Source organism: Chryseobacterium daeguense DSM 19388 (assembly GCF_000430825.1).
Lineage (GTDB): Bacteria > Bacteroidota > Bacteroidia > Flavobacteriales > Weeksellaceae > Chryseobacterium > Chryseobacterium daeguense.
Genome location: NZ_AUMT01000005.1, coordinates 129,294 through 150,257, shown reverse-complemented (window position 1 = coordinate 150,257; position 20,964 = coordinate 129,294). Strand labels below are relative to the sequence as shown.

The window sequence follows — 20,964 nt, the reverse complement described above, 5'->3', positions numbered from 1 at the left end:
TCTCAGAAATGAGAGCTTTTATATTTAAAAATATTTTGAGATTTTATTAAGTTCCAGTTCTTCGTAATCTGAAACCACAGTATCTGCCAATGTATAATCCTGGTTTTTAGAATGTGGGCTTCTGTATGCTGCACAGAAAATTTTCGCCCGGTGTGCCGCCAGAATCCCGTTGGTAGAATCTTCTATCACCATACAGTTTTCCACCGGCTCGCCTGCCATTTCCGCAGCTAGCAAAAAAACTTCGGGATGAGGTTTTGACTCTTTTAAATCTGCACCGCTTATTTTTCCGCTGAAATATTTTTCCAGCTCAAATTTTTCAAAAACCATATTAATTGTAGTCATGGTGGCTGAAGAAGCCAGAATTAATTTGACTCCGTTTTCACAGTAGTGCTGAATAAGTTCTCTCACACCCGGAATTAAATCAAATTCATCATCATTGTAAAAATAATCCTTGAAATAATCTCTTTTGCTTTTAGCAATTTCTTCGTGAGTTTGATTTAGATTAAATTTATTAATCAATGTTTCGCAAACCCTTTTTGTTGAAGCTCCTGTAAAAGAGGTATATAATTCTTCGGAAACCGCAATTTCCAAATCATCAAAGGTTTTAAAATAGGCTTTTCTGTGCAATGGTTCTGTATCCACGATTACGCCATCCATATCGAATAGCACAGCTTTTAATGACATAAAATTAAATTTTTAACAAAAATAACTTTTAAAATTTAAACATTAAAAAAGAGAAAGTTAAAAATTCATCACTCATCACTCATAATGTATAACTCGGAGACTATTTTGTATCTTTGCCGAAATCATTTAATTTTTAAATAAAACATGAAAACATACGCAGGAATTCCTGAAGAAAATGCTTCATTAGAGAACTCGAAAGTAATGCTGGTAACAGTACCTTATGACGGAACTTCAACTTGGGGAAAAGGTGCTGACAAAGGCCCGGAATTGTTCCTGAATGCTTCCGAAAACATGGAGCTCTATGACATAGAAACTCAGACTGAACCTTATTTAGAGGGAGTTTATCTGGCTGGAGAGGTTTCTGAAAATTCTACACCTGAAGCCATGACAGAAGCGGTTTACCAAAAAACAAAAGAGCTTTTGAACAATGATGGAAAATTATTCACCCTTTTCGGTGGAGAGCATTCTGTTTCTATCGGTTCGATTCGTGCAGTGGGTGAGAAATTCGAGAACTTAACGGTTCTTCAGTTGGATGCTCATACAGATCTTCGTCCGGAATTCCACGGTTCTACCTCTAATCATGCGTGTGCGGTTTTTGAAGCGAATCAGAAGCATAATTTAGTTCAAGTCGGAATCCGCTCTATGGATATTGAAGAAGCAGAATATTTGCCGGAAGGAAGAGTGTTTTTTGCTCACGAAATTGCCAACAACGAAAACTGGGTGAATGATGTATTGGAAAAAGTTTCGGGAAATGTATATATCACAATTGACCTTGATGCCTTTGATCCTTCACTTTGCCCGTCAACAGGAACTCCTGAGCCAGGCGGTTTACAATGGTATCCAACTTTGGAATTATTAAGAAAAGTATTTGAAAAATGTAACGTTGTCGCGTTTGACATTGTTGAATTAATGGATTCTCCGATGGCAAAACCAAGTGCTTTCTTGGCAGCGAAATTATATTACAAAATGCTTGCTTATTATCATATTTATAACAACAACTAAATTTCGCAAGAATCGGATTTTTTCTGCCCTATATTCTTCGGAAATTTGTGAGGTAAATTCAATGTTATGTCCACACAAAATCAGATCGATTACGAAAGAATTGCGAAAGCGATAGAGTATATCCGAAGCAATTTTAAGCTTCAGCCCAATTTGGATGAAGTGGCGGAGAAAGTTCATTTAAGTCCGGCTCATTTTCAGAAAATGTTTTCTGAATGGGCAGGAACTAGCCCGAAGAAGTTTTTGCAGTTCATCAGCCTGGAACATGCTAAAAATCTACTGAAAGAAGAAAAAGCGAGTTTATTTGATACAGCTTATGAGACGGGGCTTTCGAGTACCAGCAGACTGCATGATCTGTTTGTAAAAATCGAAGGTATGTCTCCGGCAGAATATAAAAACGGCGGAAAAAGCCTTAATATCAATTATAGCTTTTCCGAAAGTCCTTTTGGGAAAGTAATTACAGCTTCCACAGAAAAAGGAATCTGTTATATGGCTTTTGAAAATGATAAAATTAAAGCATTGGGAGATTTACAGCTTAAATTTCCCAATGCTTCTTTTTTTGAAAAAAAGGATGAATTTCAGGTAAATGCACTGTCTATATTCAATAAAGACTGGACCAAGCTTAATACCATTAAATTACATCTCAAAGGCACCGATTTCCAGTTGAAAGTCTGGGAAAGCCTGCTTACCATTCCGATGGGAAAATTGTCTACGTATGGTAATTTAGCCGAAAAAATTGGTCATTCTAAAGCTTCAAGGGCGGTTGGTACAGCAATTGGAAGCAATCCTGTAGCATTTTTGATTCCCTGTCACCGTGTGATTCAATCGTCCGGAAATCTGGGTGGTTACCGATGGGGGAGTGATAGGAAACAGATGATTGTGGGTTGGGAGAGTTCGAGAATTTATTCTGGTTCTTAAACACAAATTGCACAAATTTTTTTCACAAATAAACACGAATAACATTAAAAACGTAAAATATTTTATCAATAGAAACGGGCTTTAGCCCGTTTAAAAGATGTCTAAATCGAAATTGGCTTTAGCCAAAACTTATAGATTCCGACGTAAGTAATCAACATCATCTTTGTCATTCTGTAGGAATCTAGGTTTATTTATTAAATTTTAAAAATATTTTGCTTAGATTCCTACGGAATGACAAAAACATCAAACATCAAACTTTAAAATTTATGTTAAACTTATTCGAAGATATATCGGATTATCCTTTAAATCTCCTCCCCAACGACGGAACTGTACACTATTACGGCAAAGTTTTCTCCAAAGAAAAGTCGGATTTTTACTTTGATTATTTATTCAATAAGATTCCCTGGGAAAATGATGAAGCGCTCATTTTTGGAAAATTAATTTTAACCAAAAGAAAAGTAGCGTGGTTTGGTGAAAAGCCATTTGAATACACCTATTCAAAGCGAACTAAATATGCAAAGTTCTGGACTCACGAATTATTAGAATTAAAACAAAAATGCGAAGAAGTGACAGGGGAAACGTACAATTCCTGCCTGTTGAATCTGTATCACGACGGAAGTGAAGGAATGGCTTACCACAGTGATGCCGAAAAGGATTTGAAAAAACACGGAGCCATTGCATCATTAACCTTCGGCGCGGAAAGAAAGTTTTTGTTTAAACATAAAACGACAAAAGAAAAAGTGGAAATATTTTTAGAAAACGGAAGTTTATTGGTTATGAAAGGAACGACTCAGGATCATTGGCTCCATCGTCTTCCACCGACAACGAAAGTGAAAACACCAAGAGTGAACCTGACGTTCAGAACGATTGAGGAGTGAGATCCCAAAACAAAATGGTGGCTTCGAGAACCTCAGCCACCATCGTTATTTTATTTCAAAACTTCTACTTCAATCGCACTGTCATCAAAAACTTCGATAAATACTTTCGTATAGTCTTCCTTCGTTGCAAAATTCGGATTATCTAAGAATTTCTGTGGATTGATGGCAAATAGCGGGAACCAGGTTGAAGAAATCTGTATTTGGATTTTATGTCCCTTTTTAAAAGTATGAACCACATCCTGCAGTCTGAAATTCACAGCTGTTTTCTGATTCGGAACCAAAGCTTCTGCCTTTTCTCTTGAATTTCTGAATCTCGCAGGCATGATTTCACTTCTTACCATCTGGTGATAATTCCCGTAAATCACGCCTTCCTTTTTTTCTGCAGGTTTGAAATCTTCGGGATAAACATCAATTAATTTCACTGCAAAATCCGCATCGCTGGAAGTGGAAGCAATATTTAATTTAGCCAAAATTTCTCCTGCAAAAGTCATATCTTCAGTCAAAACATCGGTTGTAAAAGTCAAAACATCAGGTCTTCCTACTGCAAATCTCTGGTCCTCCGACATATAATTTTTAGGTGTGAAGCCATTAAAATCTTTCAGGTTATCAGAACTTAAAACCGGATTATTTGGGTCGCTGTAATATTCAGAAAAGCCTTGCCCGGCTGCGTTTTTTAATGTTCCGTCTGATAAGTAAAAATTAATTTTCTTTGATTCTTTTGGAGGATAGGTGGCGAATTCTCTCCATTGTTTCGCTCCTGTATCATACATCAGCGCTTCCGGTAAGCCGGCGTCCTGTTTTGTATTTCCTTTTAAATAATGATTAAAAAATTTCGTTTCAATATTTTTCTGGTAATACGTTGCAATGCTGTCCCCGAAATAAATCTGGTTGTGGAAATGCTTTCCCTGTTCCTGTGCCCAGGCTCCGTGTGAAAACGGTCCCATCACGATGGTGTTTTTAGCCTTCGGGCTTGTTTTTTCTATTGTTTTGTAAATATTTAAAGGTCCTGAAAGATCTTCAGCATCAAACCAGCCGCCGACAGTCATTACCGCATGATTTACATTTTTAAGATGGGGTAGTAGATTTCTTTTTTGCCAGAATTCATCGTAATTGGGATGGTTCATAATTTCCGTCATAAAGAAATTATCCTTATAATATTTTTCGTAACCGTCTTTCAGGGTTCCCATGTCTCTGTAGAACTTCAGACCGTCTTCAGAAGTAGTTTTGATCATAGAATCAGTATACCATGCTTTATTTTCGGGCTTTGTTTTCTGCACTCCGAAAACCGGGAAAGTTCTGAAATAGGCCAGCATAAATCTTCCGTTGTGAAGAAAATCATCATTCCAGAAATCCGAAATCGGGGCCTGCGGAGATGAGGCCACTAATGCCGGATGCTGTGCTAAAATGCCTACAGCAGTATAAAATCCAGGGTAAGAAATTCCATATTGGCCTACTTTTCCGTTATTGTCTTTAATATTCTTTAAAAGATATTCAATGGTGTCGTAGGTATCTGTACTTTCATCAATATCTTTCTTTGTTTTGCGGTCCACCTGCGGTGTCATATTGGTGAACGTGCCTTCGCTCATATACCTTCCGCGAACATTCTGAAAAATAAAAATATACTTATCTTTCATTAAATATGGATTCGGGCCAAGCTTGTTTCTGTATTCGTTTTCACCGTACGGAGCAATGCTGTAGCAGGTTCTCTGCATCAGAAACGGGTATTTATTTTTATTGGAAATATCTTTTGGAATATAGGCAATCGTGAAAAGCTTTACTCCGTCACGCATGGTGATGTAAAATTCTTTCTTTGTGAAATTATCTTTTACAAATGAGTCTGTTGGTTGTTGATTATTCTGCGAATTCCCAAAAATGAATAACAAAATAAATACAATTGAAAACTGAATCTTCATACTTAAAATTTGTCGCTAATTTAATCATAAAATGTTTTTAATTAAATCCATGTTTAAGATTAAATTTAAAAATTAACAAATAATATTTTATCAATAAATAGTTATTGCGCAGGAATCTAAGCCGTAGTTTTATTTTTCCCTAATTGTGCCTGAATTCCTGCGGAATGACAAACTTGTGTTCATAAACTACATTTTTCGTCCGCCGAATTTATTCAGCTTAAAGGTGAGAGAAAACATTACATAACGTCTTAGAATCAGGTCTTCACGGTCTTCCGCATACGATGCAGTTATTGTTCTTCTTACACTTTGGTTCTGGTTCAGAATGTCGTAAACCCTTACCCTCGCAGTCAACTGTTTTTTGTAGAATGTATATCCTACACTTGTATTCCAGAAATAGAAATCTTTTTTGAAACCGGGCGTAATATTGGAGCTTGTATTGTATTCAAAATCATTTTCGAAGATAAGATTTGTTTTTAAAAAGTAATTTGTAAGTTCCAGCCCGAAAGTCTGATAGGTATTATTAATGCTTTCAACACTGTAGTTTTTATAGTTTGAAAAAGTATAATTTACGTTATAAGAAGGTTTTATATTGATTTTATCCTTTTTGTCATAAATGAGACTGATTCCCGGTGTAAATGTGTATGAGTTCCCCGTAAATTCCTGCCCGTTGATGTAGCCCTTATTGTATCTGTAGTTTAAGTTTGCTTTAGGTCTTATTGTTAATTTACTGTCATTCCATTTATAGGTTTTTCCTAAGCTTCCTCCAAGGCTTACCGTTTTGTTTCCACTGATATTTCTGTAAGTGACAAACTGTTTACCGGATTCGTCATAAAATGAGAAATTCGTAATATCATTGTTGTTATAAGTGAAACTTATATTGGCATTATAATTAAAACTCTTTTTTACATTAAAATTATTAAAGTAGACACTTGTTCTGTTGCTCCATGCATTTTTAAGGTCAGGATTTCCTTCATAGGTGATCAGCGGGTTGGATTCATCCACGTACGGGATCACTTTTTCCGGAGTTGGAACCGTATAGCTTGCCGAATTATAAATACTTAGTTTTGAGTTTTCAGAAATACGGTACTGGAATCCGGCAGAATAATCCGGCAAAGCAAAATTCCGCTGAAGCTCATAATATTGTCCGTTGAAAATTGCATTATAATTCAGATCCGAAAAATTTACGTTGGTAGAGGCCCAGAGATTAAATTTTTTCTTGTTGAGCTCTATGTTGATTTCAGGTGAAAGCTGACTGTTCTTTTGATCTGAGCTATTGGATAAAAGAATATTGTTGAGTGAGTATTGACCTGTATTTTCATCAAAATCATTAACGTTTCTCATGTTTGATAAGTTTTCTGAATTATAACTTAAACCTAAGCTTACCGTTAAAGAATCAGAAATGGGTTCAGCATATTTTGCATTGAAAGCATAGTTGTTGGTTTGGTTTTTACTTTGTGATATTTGATCCCGGACATCATCCGGATCGGTGCTTTGATAGAATTTTGTGCTGGATTTCACCAGGTTATCACTTTTTGATTCGGAAATTGTGGTGTTCAGGCTTGCATAAAAGCTGCGTCCTTTCTTTTTAAACTTTTTTGAATAATGAAGATTTGGACTGAAACTATTATTTTCAGAATTTGTGTTGGTAGCAGATTCACTTTCATTTGCGAGTACATCATCTTTGTAGGTGACAGATTTTGTTGTTCTAAAGCCCGTGGTCTTGGAAAGCGAAAGTGTCGGAGAAAAATACACAGTGCTCAAAGAATCGGGACTTATTTTCACAGATGAATTAAAATTATACTGTTCTGTATTGTTATCAGCATGATTTTCTGAATCGGTTTTCAGGGTAGAATCAGGAAGGAATGTTGTTCTTGAGACTTTGGATGCTGTTTCAAGATTTGTTTCCGTACGGGTGGCTCCTAAGGATTCAAGATCCACATTTTGGCTCAGCTGATCACTGTAATTTACGCCAACGGTTGTCGATTTCTGAATTCCCTTCATATTACTTCCGGCCCGTGATCCGGCGTTTCCGCCTAAATTTTGCGCTTCATCATTGGTAAAACCTTTGGTGTTTATATTATTGGATGAACCAAGCAGACTGATTTTCGTTTTATTTTTAAAATAGCTTAAAAATCCGCTGGCCTCATATCTTTTGTCTGTTCCGTATCCACCAGTCAGTCGTGAAATAAATCCCTGGTTTTTCTTTTCATCAATGGAAAAATTAATGGTTGATTTTTCAGATTTGGGCGTTTTTCCGGTAAGTTCTTCTTCTTTGGTTTTTGTAGAAGTTACCTGGATTTTTTTAATAATATCGGCCGGGATGTTTTCTAAGGCGATTTTCCCTTTGGTATCAAAAAAAGGCTTCCCGTTGATCATAATCTGGTCTACCTCTTTTCCGTTTACTGTAATTTTTCCGTCGGTATCCACTTCCACACCGTCAATATTTTTTAAAAGCTCTTTGATATTACTGTCGGGACGTACCTTGATGGCATTTGCGTTATATTCAATCGTATCTTTTTTGATTTTAACGGGAGAAGCGGTGATCACAACCTCTTCAATATTGGAAATGTTGTCTTTGTCAAGTTTTATTTCATCTAAAGCTAATGAGCGGGTTATTTTGTCAAAATTTTTAGAATAAGATACTAGCTTGGCCGCATCAATTTTTAAGGTTGATGGCTCATTGATTTCATTTATTGTTAATGAAAATTTACCCTCTTTATTGGTGGAAGATGATTTTATAACGGAAGAATCTTTTTGTTTAATAAGATAAACGGCTGCATTTTCTACGGGCTTGTTTTCAAAATCTGAAACCTTCCCGTTGATGGTAAGACTTTGCCCATTCAGAACCAAAAAACCGAATGAAAATAAAAGCAGCCATAAAATTTTCTTCATTAAACTAAATTTTCTTTAACGGGCTAAAATATAAAAAACATCCCTGAATCGGGATGTTTATTTTGAAATTTATATTAAATTCTTATTAATTTAAGCTCTTAAATATCTTGAGTATGCATATCCTTCCTGTCCGTCGTCGGTTTTTACCTTCCACCAGTCATCTGAAGTCTGCTCGATCAATGTAACTGATGAACCTTTTGCAGCCTTACCCACAACAGCAGCATCTGTAGAAGGCTCCTGTCTGATGTTAAGATTGGATTCATCTGTAGAAACTGTAAGGGAAGCACCTGCAGAAAGGCCTGCCACCTGTACATCTATATTAATATCTGATGCAGAATAAGAAGAATCAATGGCTCCTAAAGCATTCCATACGGCGTCTTTTGCAGCTGTATTGGATGCATTTCCGGAAACATAAAGAATTCCGTCCTGTTCCTGAACTTGTAGATTAGAGATTCCTGCAGACTGAGCAGCTGAAACCACGCTTGAATATTTATCTTGTAATGTGCTCATTTTTAATTATTTTACAGTGTAGTTATAGTTTACTTTTCCAACTTTCAAAGCATCTACCGATTCTTTGATTTTTCTTGCATCAGCAGAAGATACTGTTCCTGTAAGGGTTAATTCCCCGTTTACAGTTTCTACTTTTACGGAAGGGAAATCTTTCACCGCATCCTGTACTTTTTGCTGAACGGCAGGGTCTACAGCAGATTGAGTCTCAACCGGCGCAGCTGCCTGTGCAGCAGGAGCTACAGTAGCCATGTCATGAACACCAGTGATCCCTTTGATTGCTTTTAGCTGGGCGATCATTGCGTCTTTAGCTTCCTGAGTTTCGAATGTTCCGCTTAGATGGGCCTCACCTTTTTTTACTTCCACAGAAGCGCTTGGGTTAGAGGTAACTACAGTGGTAGCCTGGGTTTGAAGATCAGCATCTGAAACTTTCTTTTTACAAGAAACCGCCCCGAATGATACGGCTACAGCCAATGCAGCCATTGCGATAGTTTTTTTCATAGTTGTATATTTTAAATGTTGTTAATACAATCAAATGTAACAATAAAATTTATACCAAAAGGATAAAAATCAGTTAAATATTGTAAACTTTCTTATAATATTTTATGAATCAGTTTATTTAAATTACAGCCGGCTTTTGCAGATTAATTAATCTTGTTATCTTGAGCTTGGCGCCAATTGTAAAAATATTATATTTGCTGAACTTGAAATTAATTTATGAAAGGACAGAATAAACTATTTATAACAATTGTTATCGCGCTTATTTTAGGTGTAGGAATTGGAGGTTTTGTACATATACAGTATCCGGAAAGTGCAGAGCCTTTTTCCAAAAATATCAAACTTCTGGGGACGGTTTTCATCCGTTTGGTTCAGATGATCATTGCTCCGCTAGTGTTCACTACTTTGGTGGTGGGAATTGCTAAGATGAGCGATATCAAAATGATCGGAAGGGTAGGTACAAAGGCTATGCTATGGTTTATTTCTGCGTCTCTTATTTCTCTATTTATAGGTTTGGTGCTTGTCAACTGGCTGGAGCCGGGACACGTTACCAAGCTGCCGATTCAGGATGCTGCGTCAGCGGAAGAATTACTGAAGAGCAGTAAAGGTTTCTCCATGGAAGACTTTGTGAAACACGTTATCCCTAAAAGTATTTTTGAGGCTTTTGCTACCAATGAAGTATTGCAGATCGTGGTTTTCTCCATTATGTTTGGAGTTGCCCTGGCCAATATGGGTGAAGAATATTCACAGCCTGTCATCAAATTATTTGATATTATCGCACACGGAATCCTGAAAATGGTAGGTTATATCATGTGGTTTGCACCGCTGGGAGTTTTGGGAGCCATTGCAGCGGTAGTTGCAACTAATGGTTTTGAAATTTTTAAAGTGTATGCAATCTATTTACGAGACTTTTTCTTTGCACTTGCTATTCTTTGGCTGGTTCTTTTATTGGTAGGATATCTTATCCTCGGAAACCGTCTTTTTGAATTATTAAGAAGAATCAAAGAGCCTTTGCTGATTGCTTTTTCCACAACGAGCTCGGAAGCGGTTTTCCCAAAGCTGGTGGAAGAGTTGGAGAGATTTGGGTGTAACAACAGGGTGGTTTCATTTATTCTGCCTTTGGGGTATTCATTCAACCTGGATGGGAGCATGATGTACATGACGTTTGCATCCATTTTCATTGCCCAGATTTACGGAATTGAAATGTCGATAGGTCAGCAGGTTACCATGCTTTTGGTTTTAATGCTTACTTCAAAAGGAATTGCAGGCGTTCCGAGAGCATCTCTGGTAATCATCGTTGCCACGTGTTCTATGTTTGGAATCCCGCCGGAAGGGATCGCTTTAATTTTACCGATCGACCATTTTTGCGATATGGGAAGAAGTATGACGAACGTTTTAGGAAATGCCCTAGCTACCTCTGCTGTCTCGAAATGGGAAGGACAGCTTGAAAATCACGGAGGGAAAATGTAAGGTGAATTAGCTTGCGCTAGTGAATGGTCAATAGTGAATTTTTTCTTCATTGTTGACCATTTATTTTTTATTTGAAGCTATTTCCCGCTTTCCATTACAATCTTTTTTTGCAAAGGATTTTCATTGCAATCGGGGCTAGGATGTCAGGACTGGTGGCTTCGAGAACCTCAGCACCATTGAATGGCAGCCTTTTTCATTCCAAGGAAATATTTATAAGAATTTCCTTTATGGATGAAAACATTTATGGAGATCCTTCGACTTCGCTCAGGATGACACCGAAAAACTATTTATGCTGCTCGTTTAATAACGATTAGTATTAGAGATGTCATCTTGAGCGAAGTCGAAGGATTTCTAAAGCAGATAAACAGTAAAAAATAAACCTTCCGAAAAATCGAAAGGTTTTTATATTTAATTCTAAATTTATTTATTTCACAGAAATCTCATCAATAAAAATATAAGCTTCGCCGCCCGCACCCTGATGCCACTCCGGTAATTTCCCGAAATGGTAGGCTTTCACTTTAATGTATCGTGCTTCGGTTGGAAGAATATCCGTGGAAAAATCTTTTACCTGAACTGTTTCGTTTTTCGGATCTACTGTATTGTCTACGGTTTTCAGGAGGATATAATCTTTACCGTTCATTGATGCGTAATATTCTACCTTTTTCGGCATCAAAATCCATGCTTTGCTGTCCTGAAGATAGGTTGAAGATAAATTTTTGATCTGCTGAGGGGATTTCATATCAATAATAGCCTCAAATGTCTGTCCCTGATAGCCCAGCCATTCACCTTTTCTCCAGTTTACATCACCGTTTATACCGTCAATTAGATCCAGATTTCCACTTGCCATATATTGAGGATTTACTTTTGCGTTTACTGTTATGCCCCAGTTGTTTGGTCTTCTGTTGAAGTTGGCAACCGTAACAGAGCTTTTCTCACCATTTCTTTCCGCATAAGCAGAAACCTGGGTTGTTTTTAAAATCGTGAAAGGACCTTTATAAGGTGTGAAAGTCTTTCTTACGTTCGCATCACCTTCGTCCAAAGTCATATAATATATTTTATCGTTTGGATTCAGGGCTGTGATTTCCACTTTTGTATTTAAATCAAAAATTCTTGCCGCAGAAATTACAGGAGATGCAGTAAGTTCGTCATATTTATAATCTTTAAAAGATTTTGCGTTTTCGAAACCTAACTTTCTAAGCTCTTCTCTGCCTGTATTTTTTGTGATCACTTTTGTAGTTCCGTCTTCTAAATGAATTTTTACCTCATCAAAATAGGGCTTCGTAGTCTGCCATTCCGGAAGTCCGGGAGTTACAGAATAAATTCCCATTGTGCTTAGGATGTACCATGCGCTCATCTGTCCGCAGTCTTCATTTCCAATAAGGCCGTCCGGAGCATTTTTATAGTAGTTATCTAAAATGTATTTAATTTTTGCATCCGTTTTTTCCGGTTTCCCTACATAATTGTAAAGATAAGCGATGTGGTGGCTCGGTTCATTTCCCTGTGCGTATTGACCCATCAACCCTGTAATATCCACCTGTTCTCTGCCGGTAGTTTTATCAGGAGCAGCAAAAATAGCATCAATAAACTGTTCAAATTTTTCTTTTCCTCCATGAGCTGCAATTAACCCCGGAATATCCTGCTGAACAGAATAGGAGTAATGCCATGAGTTTCCTTCCGTATAATTATTGTTAACTTCCCTTGGTTCGAACGGTTCATACCAGTTTCCGTTTTTTCTTGGCTGCATGAATCCGTTCTTTGGATTGTAGAGATTTTTCCAGTTTTGGGAACGCTTCATGAAATACTGATAATCTTCTTTTTTGCCTAAAATTTTAGCCATCTGGGCAATACACCAGTCGTCATAAGCGTATTCTACTGTTTTTGAAACACTTTCGTGCTCATCATCAATAGAGATATAATTGTTTTGTTTGTAAGCATTTAAACCAAAAATATCCAGCATTGCAGAGTTTTTCGAAGCCTGGAATGCCTTTTCATAATCAAAGCCTGTAATTCCTTTTGCCATCGCGTCTGCGATTACAGAAACGGCGTGGTAACCGATCATGCATTCCGTTTCGTTGGAAGCCAGCTCCCAAACCGGAAGCTTTCCGCCCTGTTCGTATTGTTTGATGAAAGTATTGATGAAATCTGCCGTTCTTTTTCTGTCAATTAAAGTCATTAAAGGATGCGCTCCCCTGAAAGTATCCCAAAGTGAAAAAACCGAGTAATAATCGAAGCCTTTGGCCATGTAAAACTTGTTGTCGCGGCCTCTGTATTTTCCGTCCACGTCCATATTGATGTTCGGTTGGGTGAAAACGTGATACATCGCTGTGTAGAAAACGGTCAGTTTATCTTTATCGGAAGATTTTACCTCAATTTTTGATAATTCTTTATCCCAGTCCGCAACAGCCTGCTTTTGAATTTCAGAGAAATTATTAGATTTTCCTTCGGCCAGCATATTTTTTCCTGCACCTTCATATCCGGTGGGAGAAATCGCTACTTTTACATTGATCTTTTCTCCTTTTTTTACATTTGATGAAAATGCCAGAGCCAGTATTGTTCCTGTGAAAAGGGTCTTTTCATCTTTTCCGTTTACATTTTTCTTTGAAATTTTCATTGGTTTTGAAAACTCAATTCTTGCATAAATGTATTGGTTAGTCGCCCAGGCTTCACTTCTACGGAAAACTTCGATGGTTTTGTCGTCGATAATTTTTACCTCACCTTCAAGTAGTTTATCTCTATGATTTAAGTCTAAAATGATATTGGCGTTCCCTGCATTATTAAAGGTGTATTCATGATAACCAACTCTTTTTGTAGTCGTCAAGCGTACGTCTATATTGTTCTTATCAAGCTTAACAGAATAAAATCCAGCCGAAGCTTTTTCGTTTTTATGGGAAAATTTTGATGAATATTCTTTATTATCTAAGCTCGGATTTCCCATAGTGGGCATCAGCATTATGTCTCCATAATCTGAAACTCCGGTTCCGTTGAGGTGTGTGTGAGAAAAGCCATAGATTACAGAATCTGAGTAGTGATACCCGCTGCAACCGTCCCAGCTTCCGTCTACCCTTGTATCCGGAGAAAGCTGTACCATGCCGAAAGGAACGATGGCGCCCGGAAATGTGTGTCCGTGTCCGCCGGTTCCTATGAAAGGATTTACATATTGCGAATAATTTTGTGAAAATAAATTATGAGCAACAATTCCTAAAAGAACGACTATTATTTTTTTCATCATGTAAAAAATTAAAATTCCCCTAAAGTACTATAAATTTTGGTTTCACAAAAGAAAATATCTATCATTGAGTTTACTTATTCTAAATAGGTAAAAATTCCGTAAATTTGTAAACAATTTATTTAGTTTATGTTGACGAAAGAAAAGGTTCAGAATTTCCTTAAAGAGATAGAAGTTGATGACCTGGTAAGTAACTTCCAGGTTATGGGCAACGATGTATATATTGATATGACTGCACATTCCCCTGCAATGCACGAAAAGAAAAAGCTGGAGGCGGCAATGAAGCAGGCTTTTGCAAGTGAATTCGGAGAAGAAATTACATTAAAACTTAAAATAGTTTCTCCGGAGCCCAGTGAAATTCAGCAGAGTCAGATCAAGGGAAAACAGATTCCCGGGATTCAAAATATTATCGCCATCGCTTCTGGAAAGGGAGGAGTTGGTAAGTCTACGGTTTCTGCCAATATGGCGGTTACTTTAGCAAAAATGGGCTTCAAAGTAGGTTTATTGGATGCCGATATCTATGGCCCGTCTGTTCCTACCATGTTTGATACAGAAGGCGAAAAGCCGATTTCTGTAGATGTAGATGGAAAAAGCAAGATGAAACCTGTAGAAAATTATGGTGTGAAAATGCTTTCGATAGGATATTTCTCTGGTGCCAATCAGGCAGTAGTGTGGAGAGGCCCGATGGCTTCAAAAGCATTAAACCAGATGATCAGAGATGCAGCATGGGGAGAACTAGACTTTTTACTGATCGACCTTCCTCCGGGCACGGGTGACATTCACTTATCAATCATCCAGGAAGTTCCTGTAACGGGTGCAGTGATTGTAAGTACGCCCCAGCATGTGGCTCTTGCAGATGTAAGAAAGGGTATTGCCATGTTCCAGATGGAAAGTATTAACATTCCTGTTCTTGGATTAATAGAAAATATGGCGTATTTTACACCGGAAGAATTGCCGGAGAATAAATATTATATCTTTGGAAGACAGGGGGCGCAATATCTTGCTGAAGATCTTGGAATTCCTGTGCTGGGAGAGATTCCATTGATCCAGAGTATCAGAGAGGCAGGAGATGTAGGAAGACCGGCGGCTTTGCAGGAGGGATCTAAAATTGAAGAAATTTACACGGAAACTGCCCGCAAAATGGTAGAAAGCCTGGTAGAAAGAAATAAAAGCCTTCCTCCGACTGAAGCGGTAAAAATCACAACAATGGCAGGATGCTCGCCGAAAGCAAAATAAATATTTTTCAAAAAATTTTGAAAAAAACCGAATTGAACTGAAAAAAATATGGAAACAAATATAACACACGAAGATACTGTAACAAGGGTAATGGAAGCTCTGGAAAGCATCCGTCCGTTTTTGAATAAAGACGGTGGAGATATTGAGCTTATTGATGTGAAGGATAATCTGGTTTATGTAAAACTTTTAGGAAACTGCTCCGGGTGTTCTCTTAATTTTTCAACATTGAAATTAGGGGTAGAAAATACCATCAAGCAGCACGCTCCTGAAATCGAAAAAGTAATAAGCGTAGAGTAGTATTAGAAAAATATATTTTATAAAGACAGGCTTTTGGTCTGTCTTTTTGTTTTTATGGGTGAAATTTCCAGTCAGATATTGAATTAAAATCATGGGATTGAGACTTATATTTTATTAAAAATTAATTTTAATTTTATTTTAATGTCAATTTTTTATTAAATATTCTTAAATGTAACCTTTTGATTAATAGAATAAAGGATTCAATAAAGCCCATATTTTTACTTTTAAGAAAATCTTAGAAGAAATTATGAAATTTTTATAGTAATAATTCTACATCTATGTGAATATTATATGTATTATTTTTGTAGAATAATTTACAATGCTATATGGGGATGTGTAGTTGTAAAATACTTTTCATTTTCACACTTTTAACATTTAGTATTTTTTAAAGTGCTTACACAAAATTATAGATTCTGAAATTTTTTTCAGAATGATACTGCTTGTGCGCGAGTGGTCTGTAAGTGCTTTAAACAAAGAATTTTATTTAAAAAGCGGGATCATATTTGGTCTATAACTTGTATTGCAATTTGTAAAAAAGAAAAAAAGTTATTTTTCCATAAATTAATTAATTCTTATGGAAATTATTATCAAAACTAAACACTATGAAAAATATACTTATTGCAGATGGTCATTATGTTGTCAGGACTGGTACGGCTTTGCTGTTGGAATCAAAACTTCAATATCCATGTAAAATAGATTTTGCCGAAACATATCACGAAACGAAAGAAAAGGTCACTAAACAGCTGTATGATCTTTTAATCCTTGATATTGATATACCGGAAAGTATTTTTAAGGCGATGATAAAAGACCTGAAAAAGAGACAAAAGCAGCTAAAGATTCTTATTTTTTCCGCGTATGACGAAAATATAGGCATTCAGTATATTGAAGAAGGTGCAGCGGGCTACCTGAACAAAGGTGCATCGGAGTTTGAAATTCTTACCAGCGTTTCTGCAATATTTGAAGAGGGGTATCATTATACGGTAAATATGATGAAAAAACTGGTGACCCATTCTAGCGACAGCCATTCTGTGGAAAGGCTTTCCAAAAGGGAATTCCAGATATTCAAGCTTCTTGCAGAAGGTAACGGGAATATAGAAATTTCCAACATCCTGAATTTAAAAATGTCCACAATAAGTACTTATAAGAAAAAGATTTTCGAAAAACTACAGGTCAAAAATGTGGTGGATCTTGTGAGGATCTATGATGATATGCATTAAAGATATAAACCCCTGTGAAACCGTTCACCGGGGTGTTTTATCTCAAAAAAAATAAATCGAAAAAGCCCCGAATAAAATCCGGAGCTTTTCAATCAACTAATTACTATTTCTACTTTACAATCACTCTTTTTAAGTGTCCTTCTGAAGTTTTTACAAGATAAACTCCTGTAGAAAGCTTTGAAGTGTCTATTGTTAAAGCATTTTTTTCTTTTCCGATTAATTTTCCGGACATATCGTATAATTCATAATCCTGCGCTCTGTTGAAATAAAGCGGGCTGCCTTTTGTTACAGGATTCGGGAATACGTTAAAGGTAGCTTTTTCGGCTTTTACTTCACCGGCTGCCAATGTTGTATTAAGGATCTCGTACATGGATAATGTTCCGCTGATCTCGTTGGCAATAATTACGTAGCCTTTTCCTGTAGTTGTATTTTCAGGTGCTACATAGATGATTCCTTCCGGACCGTTGTCTCCACCGAAAGCGGAGGTCATTCTGGAATGCTTATAATCCGTGAAAGTAGGATTGTTCGGGTCTGTAATATTATAAACCATTACACCTCCGGTTCTTTCAAGGGTAATGAAAGCATACGTTTGTCCGTTCACTGTTCCCAAAGCAACACCCTCAGGTTCTGGGCCTTTTGCGCGGCTTCTGTTTTTTGCGCCGTTTGCTTCGTTGTCAGCATTGAAGATCAATGGATGGCTTGCTGCAATATATCTTTCGAACCTGTCGCCGCTGTCATATACAATTTGTTTTGTATCTGCATTGAAAATAGAGAAAGAACGGGCTCCTAAAGCTGCTATTTCCTCAAATTCCGCATCTCCGTCCGTATTTCCTGTGGCATTTGAAACCCTGAATCTTCCTAAGTTATAAGACGCTTTTAATATTGCTGATTGAGGAAAAATAGCGGAGTCCAAAGTATAGCCATTCGCTCCCACCGTAGTTCTTTCACTGAATCCAGAAAGGTCTTTTTCATCTCCTTCATTAGCTGTTACGATATAATTTGTATTCCCTACCTTATAATTCTGAATAGCATCCGGCAGGTAATAGGCTTTTACAGGCCAGTTGGCGATTAATACTTCACCATTGTTATCAGAAGCATCGAATCCGTTTCCGGGAAGGCTCATATCTTTTTTGCCTAATCCCCAGATTCCTGTGATCGTTTTTGTATTTAAATTAATTTCTGCAACGGCATTATTTTCCTGAAGTGTGACCCATGCTTTCTGGCTGTCTGAGCTTATGGTAATATACTCAGGCTCAAGATCCTGGGAAAGGGTATTGTTGGTTCTTACTTTTCTTAAACCAGTGGCTGTTAATGCAGCAACCTGAGAATCAAAAGCGTTGAAATTAAGTGTAGTTACGTTCGTTTGGGTCAGATTATTTACTCCTCCTGAAATATCAATAATGCTGATGGTTCCTTCCGGGTCTACGGTGTAGGCATCATTGGGTTCGCCTTCATTGGCCGTGATCACTTTTGTACCGTCCGGCGAGAAAGTTACCATATCTGGCAATGCTCCTACTGTTACCTGCTTCAGGAAGTTTCCGTTGATGTCAAAGAAAACCACTGAGCCGTTTTGCTGAGGATTGGTATTCGGAGAAGCGGCAGCGATGATTCCGTTTTTAATGGCGATGCTTGTAATCCCGCCGTATGGAGACATGTCTACAGTGCTGATGACCGTTGGTGAATTAGGATTGCTGAAATTGATGATATCAAAAACATCTGTAATAGAACTGATAGTAAATAACCTCTGTGTTGCAGGATCATGAACTACAATTTCCGTAGAGCTGTTATTATTTCCCGAAGGGTCAAAACTTCCGATATAATTTAATGAAATCTGATGGGAAGGAACCGGGGCCGGCTTATCATTATCTACAATATAAACTGTCGCATTATTATCACCAGAAATGGTTGCTCCTGCAGGATTTTCAAGGCTTACAACAAAATATTCTGCGTGCTGCTCTTCTGCAGTGTCATCCACGATAGGGATGTTTACGGTATAAGATGTTGTTCCCGGGACAATGTTTATGGTCTGGCTGGTCAAGGTAAAATCACTGCTGTCTGCCGTACTGAACGGGGCAGGTTTTACTACAAGATTTACTGTTGCAGCAGCTGGATTGGTAACATTAATCTTAAATGCTAAAGTTCCCACATTTTCATTTACTTTAATAAAGTTTTTATCTAAAGCAATAGAAGTTCCTGCCGTTGTAAATGTAGTGGAAGTAACTGTGCTGACTCCATTATCGCTTGTATCCTCCACCATATTCGGTTTTAATGCCAGATAATACGTCTGGTTCGGAGTCATACCGGAAGTGGGGATTACGGTAATCTTATTATTAGCGAAAGTGGTTGTAAAGGGAACCTGAGCTCCTGAAGCATTTCCAAGACGGAAATCTACAAGATTTTGTGCATTAGAATCGTTGATCGTTGAGTTGTCCGTCAGCCTTACATTTTCATTAAAAGAAATGGTAGGGTTTACAGTGGTAGAGGCATTATTTGTGTTGTTTGCAGGGAGGTAGGTTACAGTAGGCGGAGTAGTGTCGGCTCCTCCTGCAGGATCTGCATCTACGGTAAAGTTGTCAAAGCGGTTGTTTCCTACGGTTCCGCCTGTTCCTGCAGAAAATTCAACTTTTAATTTAAAATTAGGATTGTTGGAAACCCCTGAAATAGAAGAAAAATCAAACGTAATCAGCTGCGGATTTGCGTCCAGTGGAGCAACCGTCTGGTAAGGTACGAAGGTAGTTCCGTCCAGGGAATAAGACCAGCTTTGTGTCCCCGCTCCGGAACCGGATCTTCTTGTTGTAAATTTTACCACTACATTGTTGTAGCCTGTGGTAGGCAAATTGAACTGCAGATTACCATTAATAGGAAAATTGTATCTCAAATGTGTTCCTGAAGCGTCTCCGTTTCTGGCATTAAGATTTTCGATATTAAAATTCTGTCCGGTTCCGCCCGCAAAATCCACCACGGTAGTTCCGTTGGTTACGGCAGCCATTGATCCGCCTGCCAAAGTAGAAGTAGGTGCGGTAATGGAAGCTTCGGATGCATTGTTATTGAAATTCCAGTAATGGATAAGAGAGGTTTGCCCGAAAACAGCACCCTGAAGAAAGAATGCGGCTGCTACAGAACCTTTTAACAAGTAGTTATTAATCATTTTTTACTTACTTTAATGTAGTGCAAAAATGATGTTTCTACTCTGTAAACATTTTAAGATAATTTTAATAAATGTTTAATAAATAGGTAATTTTCGGGCAAATTGATTAATTATTAAAAGAGAAGATGTAAATCGCAAAAAAATATAAGCCAATTTAAACAATTAGCTATACGTGATGCATTTTGAAGTATTGCTTTTATATCATCCGTTATTTTGAAGCTTTACCGGAAAAGTTCAGGACTTTGGTAGATTTATTTCCTTCCATGGGATGTTTCTGCATATAAAAAAAACCGGAAATAGCCGTAAGCACCAGTAATATAAAAGCAACCAGAAAAATTCTTTTAATCATTTCTTTCATATCGCTAAATTTTTAATGTCGTTAATTTCTAAAGTTGATGTTGGGTATCCTTTCTGAACGGCATTGATCATTGCTTTTCCCACTTCATGTAAAGTTAATGATTTTGAGGGAATTACAATAGGAAAAAGTAAAATAATAGGTTTAAAGAACCATTTTACATTTTGCTGGCCTTCCACAGGTTTCATAAATCCGGGACGAAAATTATACACCGCCCTGAAGCCCACCTTTCGTAAAGCATTTTCTGTTCTGCCTTTTACCCTCGCCCACATTACTTTTCCGCTTTCGGTTTTATCGGTATAAGCTCCTGAAACATAATTGAAGACCATGCCTGGATTTTTGTTTACCACGGCTTTTGCGAAATGTAAAGTAGTATCGTAAGTGATTTTGGTGTATTCTTCCTCATTCATTCCTACGCTGCTGATTCCGGCACAGAAGAAGACGGCATCATAACCTTTAAAGTTTTCATCATTTTCATCAATTTTTAGAAAATCCGGGATGATATATTCTTTCAGTTTAGCATGTTTTTTTCCGGAAGGTTTCCGGCTTACACTGAGGATTTCTGAAACATTGGGATTGTCGAGGCATTCCATTAAAACGCCTTCACCTACCATTCCTGTTGCTCCTGTGAGTATTATTTTGATTGGGTTCATTTTTTTAATGTTGTTATTCTTAATGACGTTTTATATTTTATTTTTACTTTATGTGGCAGTAAAATTTACCTAT

16 protein-coding genes are annotated in these 20,964 nt (G+C 37.3%); 7 read left to right on the top strand and 9 right to left on the bottom strand.

Annotated features, from left to right (window positions below):
- Positions 1-24 precede the first annotated feature (24 nt).
- Positions 25-684: an HAD family hydrolase gene (locus H560_RS0109235; protein ID WP_027379782.1), complete on the bottom strand. Its 660-nt coding sequence runs from the start codon at positions 682-684 to the stop codon at positions 25-27.
- Positions 685-828: 144 nt separating this feature from the next.
- On the opposite strand from H560_RS0109235, the gene speB reads away from it, so the two are divergent.
- From speB to H560_RS0109220, 3 genes are all read left to right on the top strand, one after another.
- Positions 829-1,686 carry an agmatinase gene (gene speB, locus H560_RS0109230; RefSeq protein WP_027379781.1) on the top strand — a complete coding sequence of 286 codons (858 nt, stop codon included), beginning with the start codon at positions 829-831 and terminating at the stop codon, positions 1,684-1,686.
- A gap of 66 nt (positions 1,687-1,752) precedes the next feature.
- On the top strand, positions 1,753-2,601 hold the full coding sequence (locus H560_RS0109225) for a bifunctional helix-turn-helix domain-containing protein/methylated-DNA--[protein]-cysteine S-methyltransferase (protein ID WP_027379780.1): 849 nt from the start codon (positions 1,753-1,755) through the stop codon (positions 2,599-2,601).
- Positions 2,602-2,867: 266 nt separating this feature from the next.
- Positions 2,868-3,479, top strand: coding sequence for an alpha-ketoglutarate-dependent dioxygenase AlkB family protein (locus H560_RS0109220; RefSeq protein ID WP_027379779.1), 612 nt, complete (start codon positions 2,868-2,870; stop codon positions 3,477-3,479).
- A 50-nt stretch (positions 3,480-3,529) separates the two neighbouring features.
- Here H560_RS0109220 and H560_RS0109215 read toward each other — a convergent pair whose 3' ends face one another.
- From H560_RS0109215 to H560_RS0109200, 4 genes are all read right to left on the bottom strand, one after another.
- Positions 3,530-5,392 carry a CocE/NonD family hydrolase gene (locus tag H560_RS0109215; protein WP_027379778.1) on the bottom strand — a complete coding sequence of 621 codons (1,863 nt, stop codon included), beginning with the start codon at positions 5,390-5,392 and terminating at the stop codon, positions 3,530-3,532.
- A 186-nt stretch (positions 5,393-5,578) separates the two neighbouring features.
- Complete coding sequence (locus tag H560_RS0109210; RefSeq protein ID WP_027379777.1) at positions 5,579-8,284, bottom strand: TonB-dependent receptor; 2,706 nt, start codon at positions 8,282-8,284, stop codon at positions 5,579-5,581.
- A gap of 90 nt (positions 8,285-8,374) precedes the next feature.
- Positions 8,375-8,794, bottom strand: a complete 420-nt coding sequence (locus H560_RS0109205; protein WP_027379776.1) for an SH3 domain-containing protein — start codon at positions 8,792-8,794, stop codon at positions 8,375-8,377.
- Between the two features lie 6 nt (positions 8,795-8,800).
- On the bottom strand, positions 8,801-9,292 hold the full coding sequence (locus H560_RS0109200) for a BON domain-containing protein (protein ID WP_027379775.1): 492 nt from the start codon (positions 9,290-9,292) through the stop codon (positions 8,801-8,803).
- 216 nt (positions 9,293-9,508) lie between these two features.
- Here H560_RS0109200 and H560_RS0109195 point away from each other — a divergent pair, with 216 nt between their 5' ends.
- Positions 9,509-10,759 carry a dicarboxylate/amino acid:cation symporter gene (locus H560_RS0109195; protein WP_027379774.1) on the top strand — a complete coding sequence of 417 codons (1,251 nt, stop codon included), beginning with the start codon at positions 9,509-9,511 and terminating at the stop codon, positions 10,757-10,759.
- A 424-nt stretch (positions 10,760-11,183) separates the two neighbouring features.
- Here H560_RS0109195 and H560_RS0109185 read toward each other — a convergent pair whose 3' ends face one another.
- Complete coding sequence (locus tag H560_RS0109185) at positions 11,184-13,985, bottom strand: GH92 family glycosyl hydrolase (protein WP_027379773.1); 2,802 nt, start codon at positions 13,983-13,985, stop codon at positions 11,184-11,186.
- A gap of 129 nt (positions 13,986-14,114) precedes the next feature.
- Here H560_RS0109185 and H560_RS0109180 point away from each other — a divergent pair, with 129 nt between their 5' ends.
- The 3 genes from H560_RS0109180 to H560_RS0109170 all read left to right on the top strand — a co-directional run bounded on the left by H560_RS0109180 (position 14,115) and on the right by H560_RS0109170 (position 16,735).
- Positions 14,115-15,221 (top strand): Mrp/NBP35 family ATP-binding protein, encoded by a 1,107-nt coding sequence (locus H560_RS0109180; protein ID WP_027379772.1) that lies wholly within the window; start codon positions 14,115-14,117, stop codon positions 15,219-15,221.
- Positions 15,222-15,269: 48 nt separating this feature from the next.
- Positions 15,270-15,518 (top strand): NifU family protein, encoded by a 249-nt coding sequence (locus H560_RS0109175; protein WP_051289253.1) that lies wholly within the window; start codon positions 15,270-15,272, stop codon positions 15,516-15,518.
- A 602-nt stretch (positions 15,519-16,120) separates the two neighbouring features.
- Positions 16,121-16,735, top strand: coding sequence for a response regulator transcription factor (locus H560_RS0109170; RefSeq protein WP_027379770.1), 615 nt, complete (start codon positions 16,121-16,123; stop codon positions 16,733-16,735).
- Positions 16,736-16,844: 109 nt separating this feature from the next.
- Here H560_RS0109170 and H560_RS0109165 read toward each other — a convergent pair whose 3' ends face one another.
- The 3 genes from H560_RS0109165 to H560_RS0109155 all read right to left on the bottom strand — a co-directional run bounded on the left by H560_RS0109165 (position 16,845) and on the right by H560_RS0109155 (position 20,891).
- On the bottom strand, positions 16,845-19,883 hold the full coding sequence (locus H560_RS0109165; RefSeq protein ID WP_027379769.1) for a choice-of-anchor I family protein: 3,039 nt from the start codon (positions 19,881-19,883) through the stop codon (positions 16,845-16,847).
- Between the two features lie 208 nt (positions 19,884-20,091).
- Positions 20,092-20,241 (bottom strand): hypothetical protein, encoded by a 150-nt coding sequence (locus tag H560_RS22945; RefSeq protein ID WP_155844986.1) that lies wholly within the window; start codon positions 20,239-20,241, stop codon positions 20,092-20,094.
- Positions 20,238-20,891 carry an NAD-dependent epimerase/dehydratase family protein gene (locus H560_RS0109155; protein ID WP_034752502.1) on the bottom strand — a complete coding sequence of 218 codons (654 nt, stop codon included), beginning with the start codon at positions 20,889-20,891 and terminating at the stop codon, positions 20,238-20,240. The genes H560_RS22945 and H560_RS0109155 overlap by 4 nt, the downstream gene beginning before the upstream one ends.
- Between the last annotated feature and the right edge of the window lie 73 nt (positions 20,892-20,964).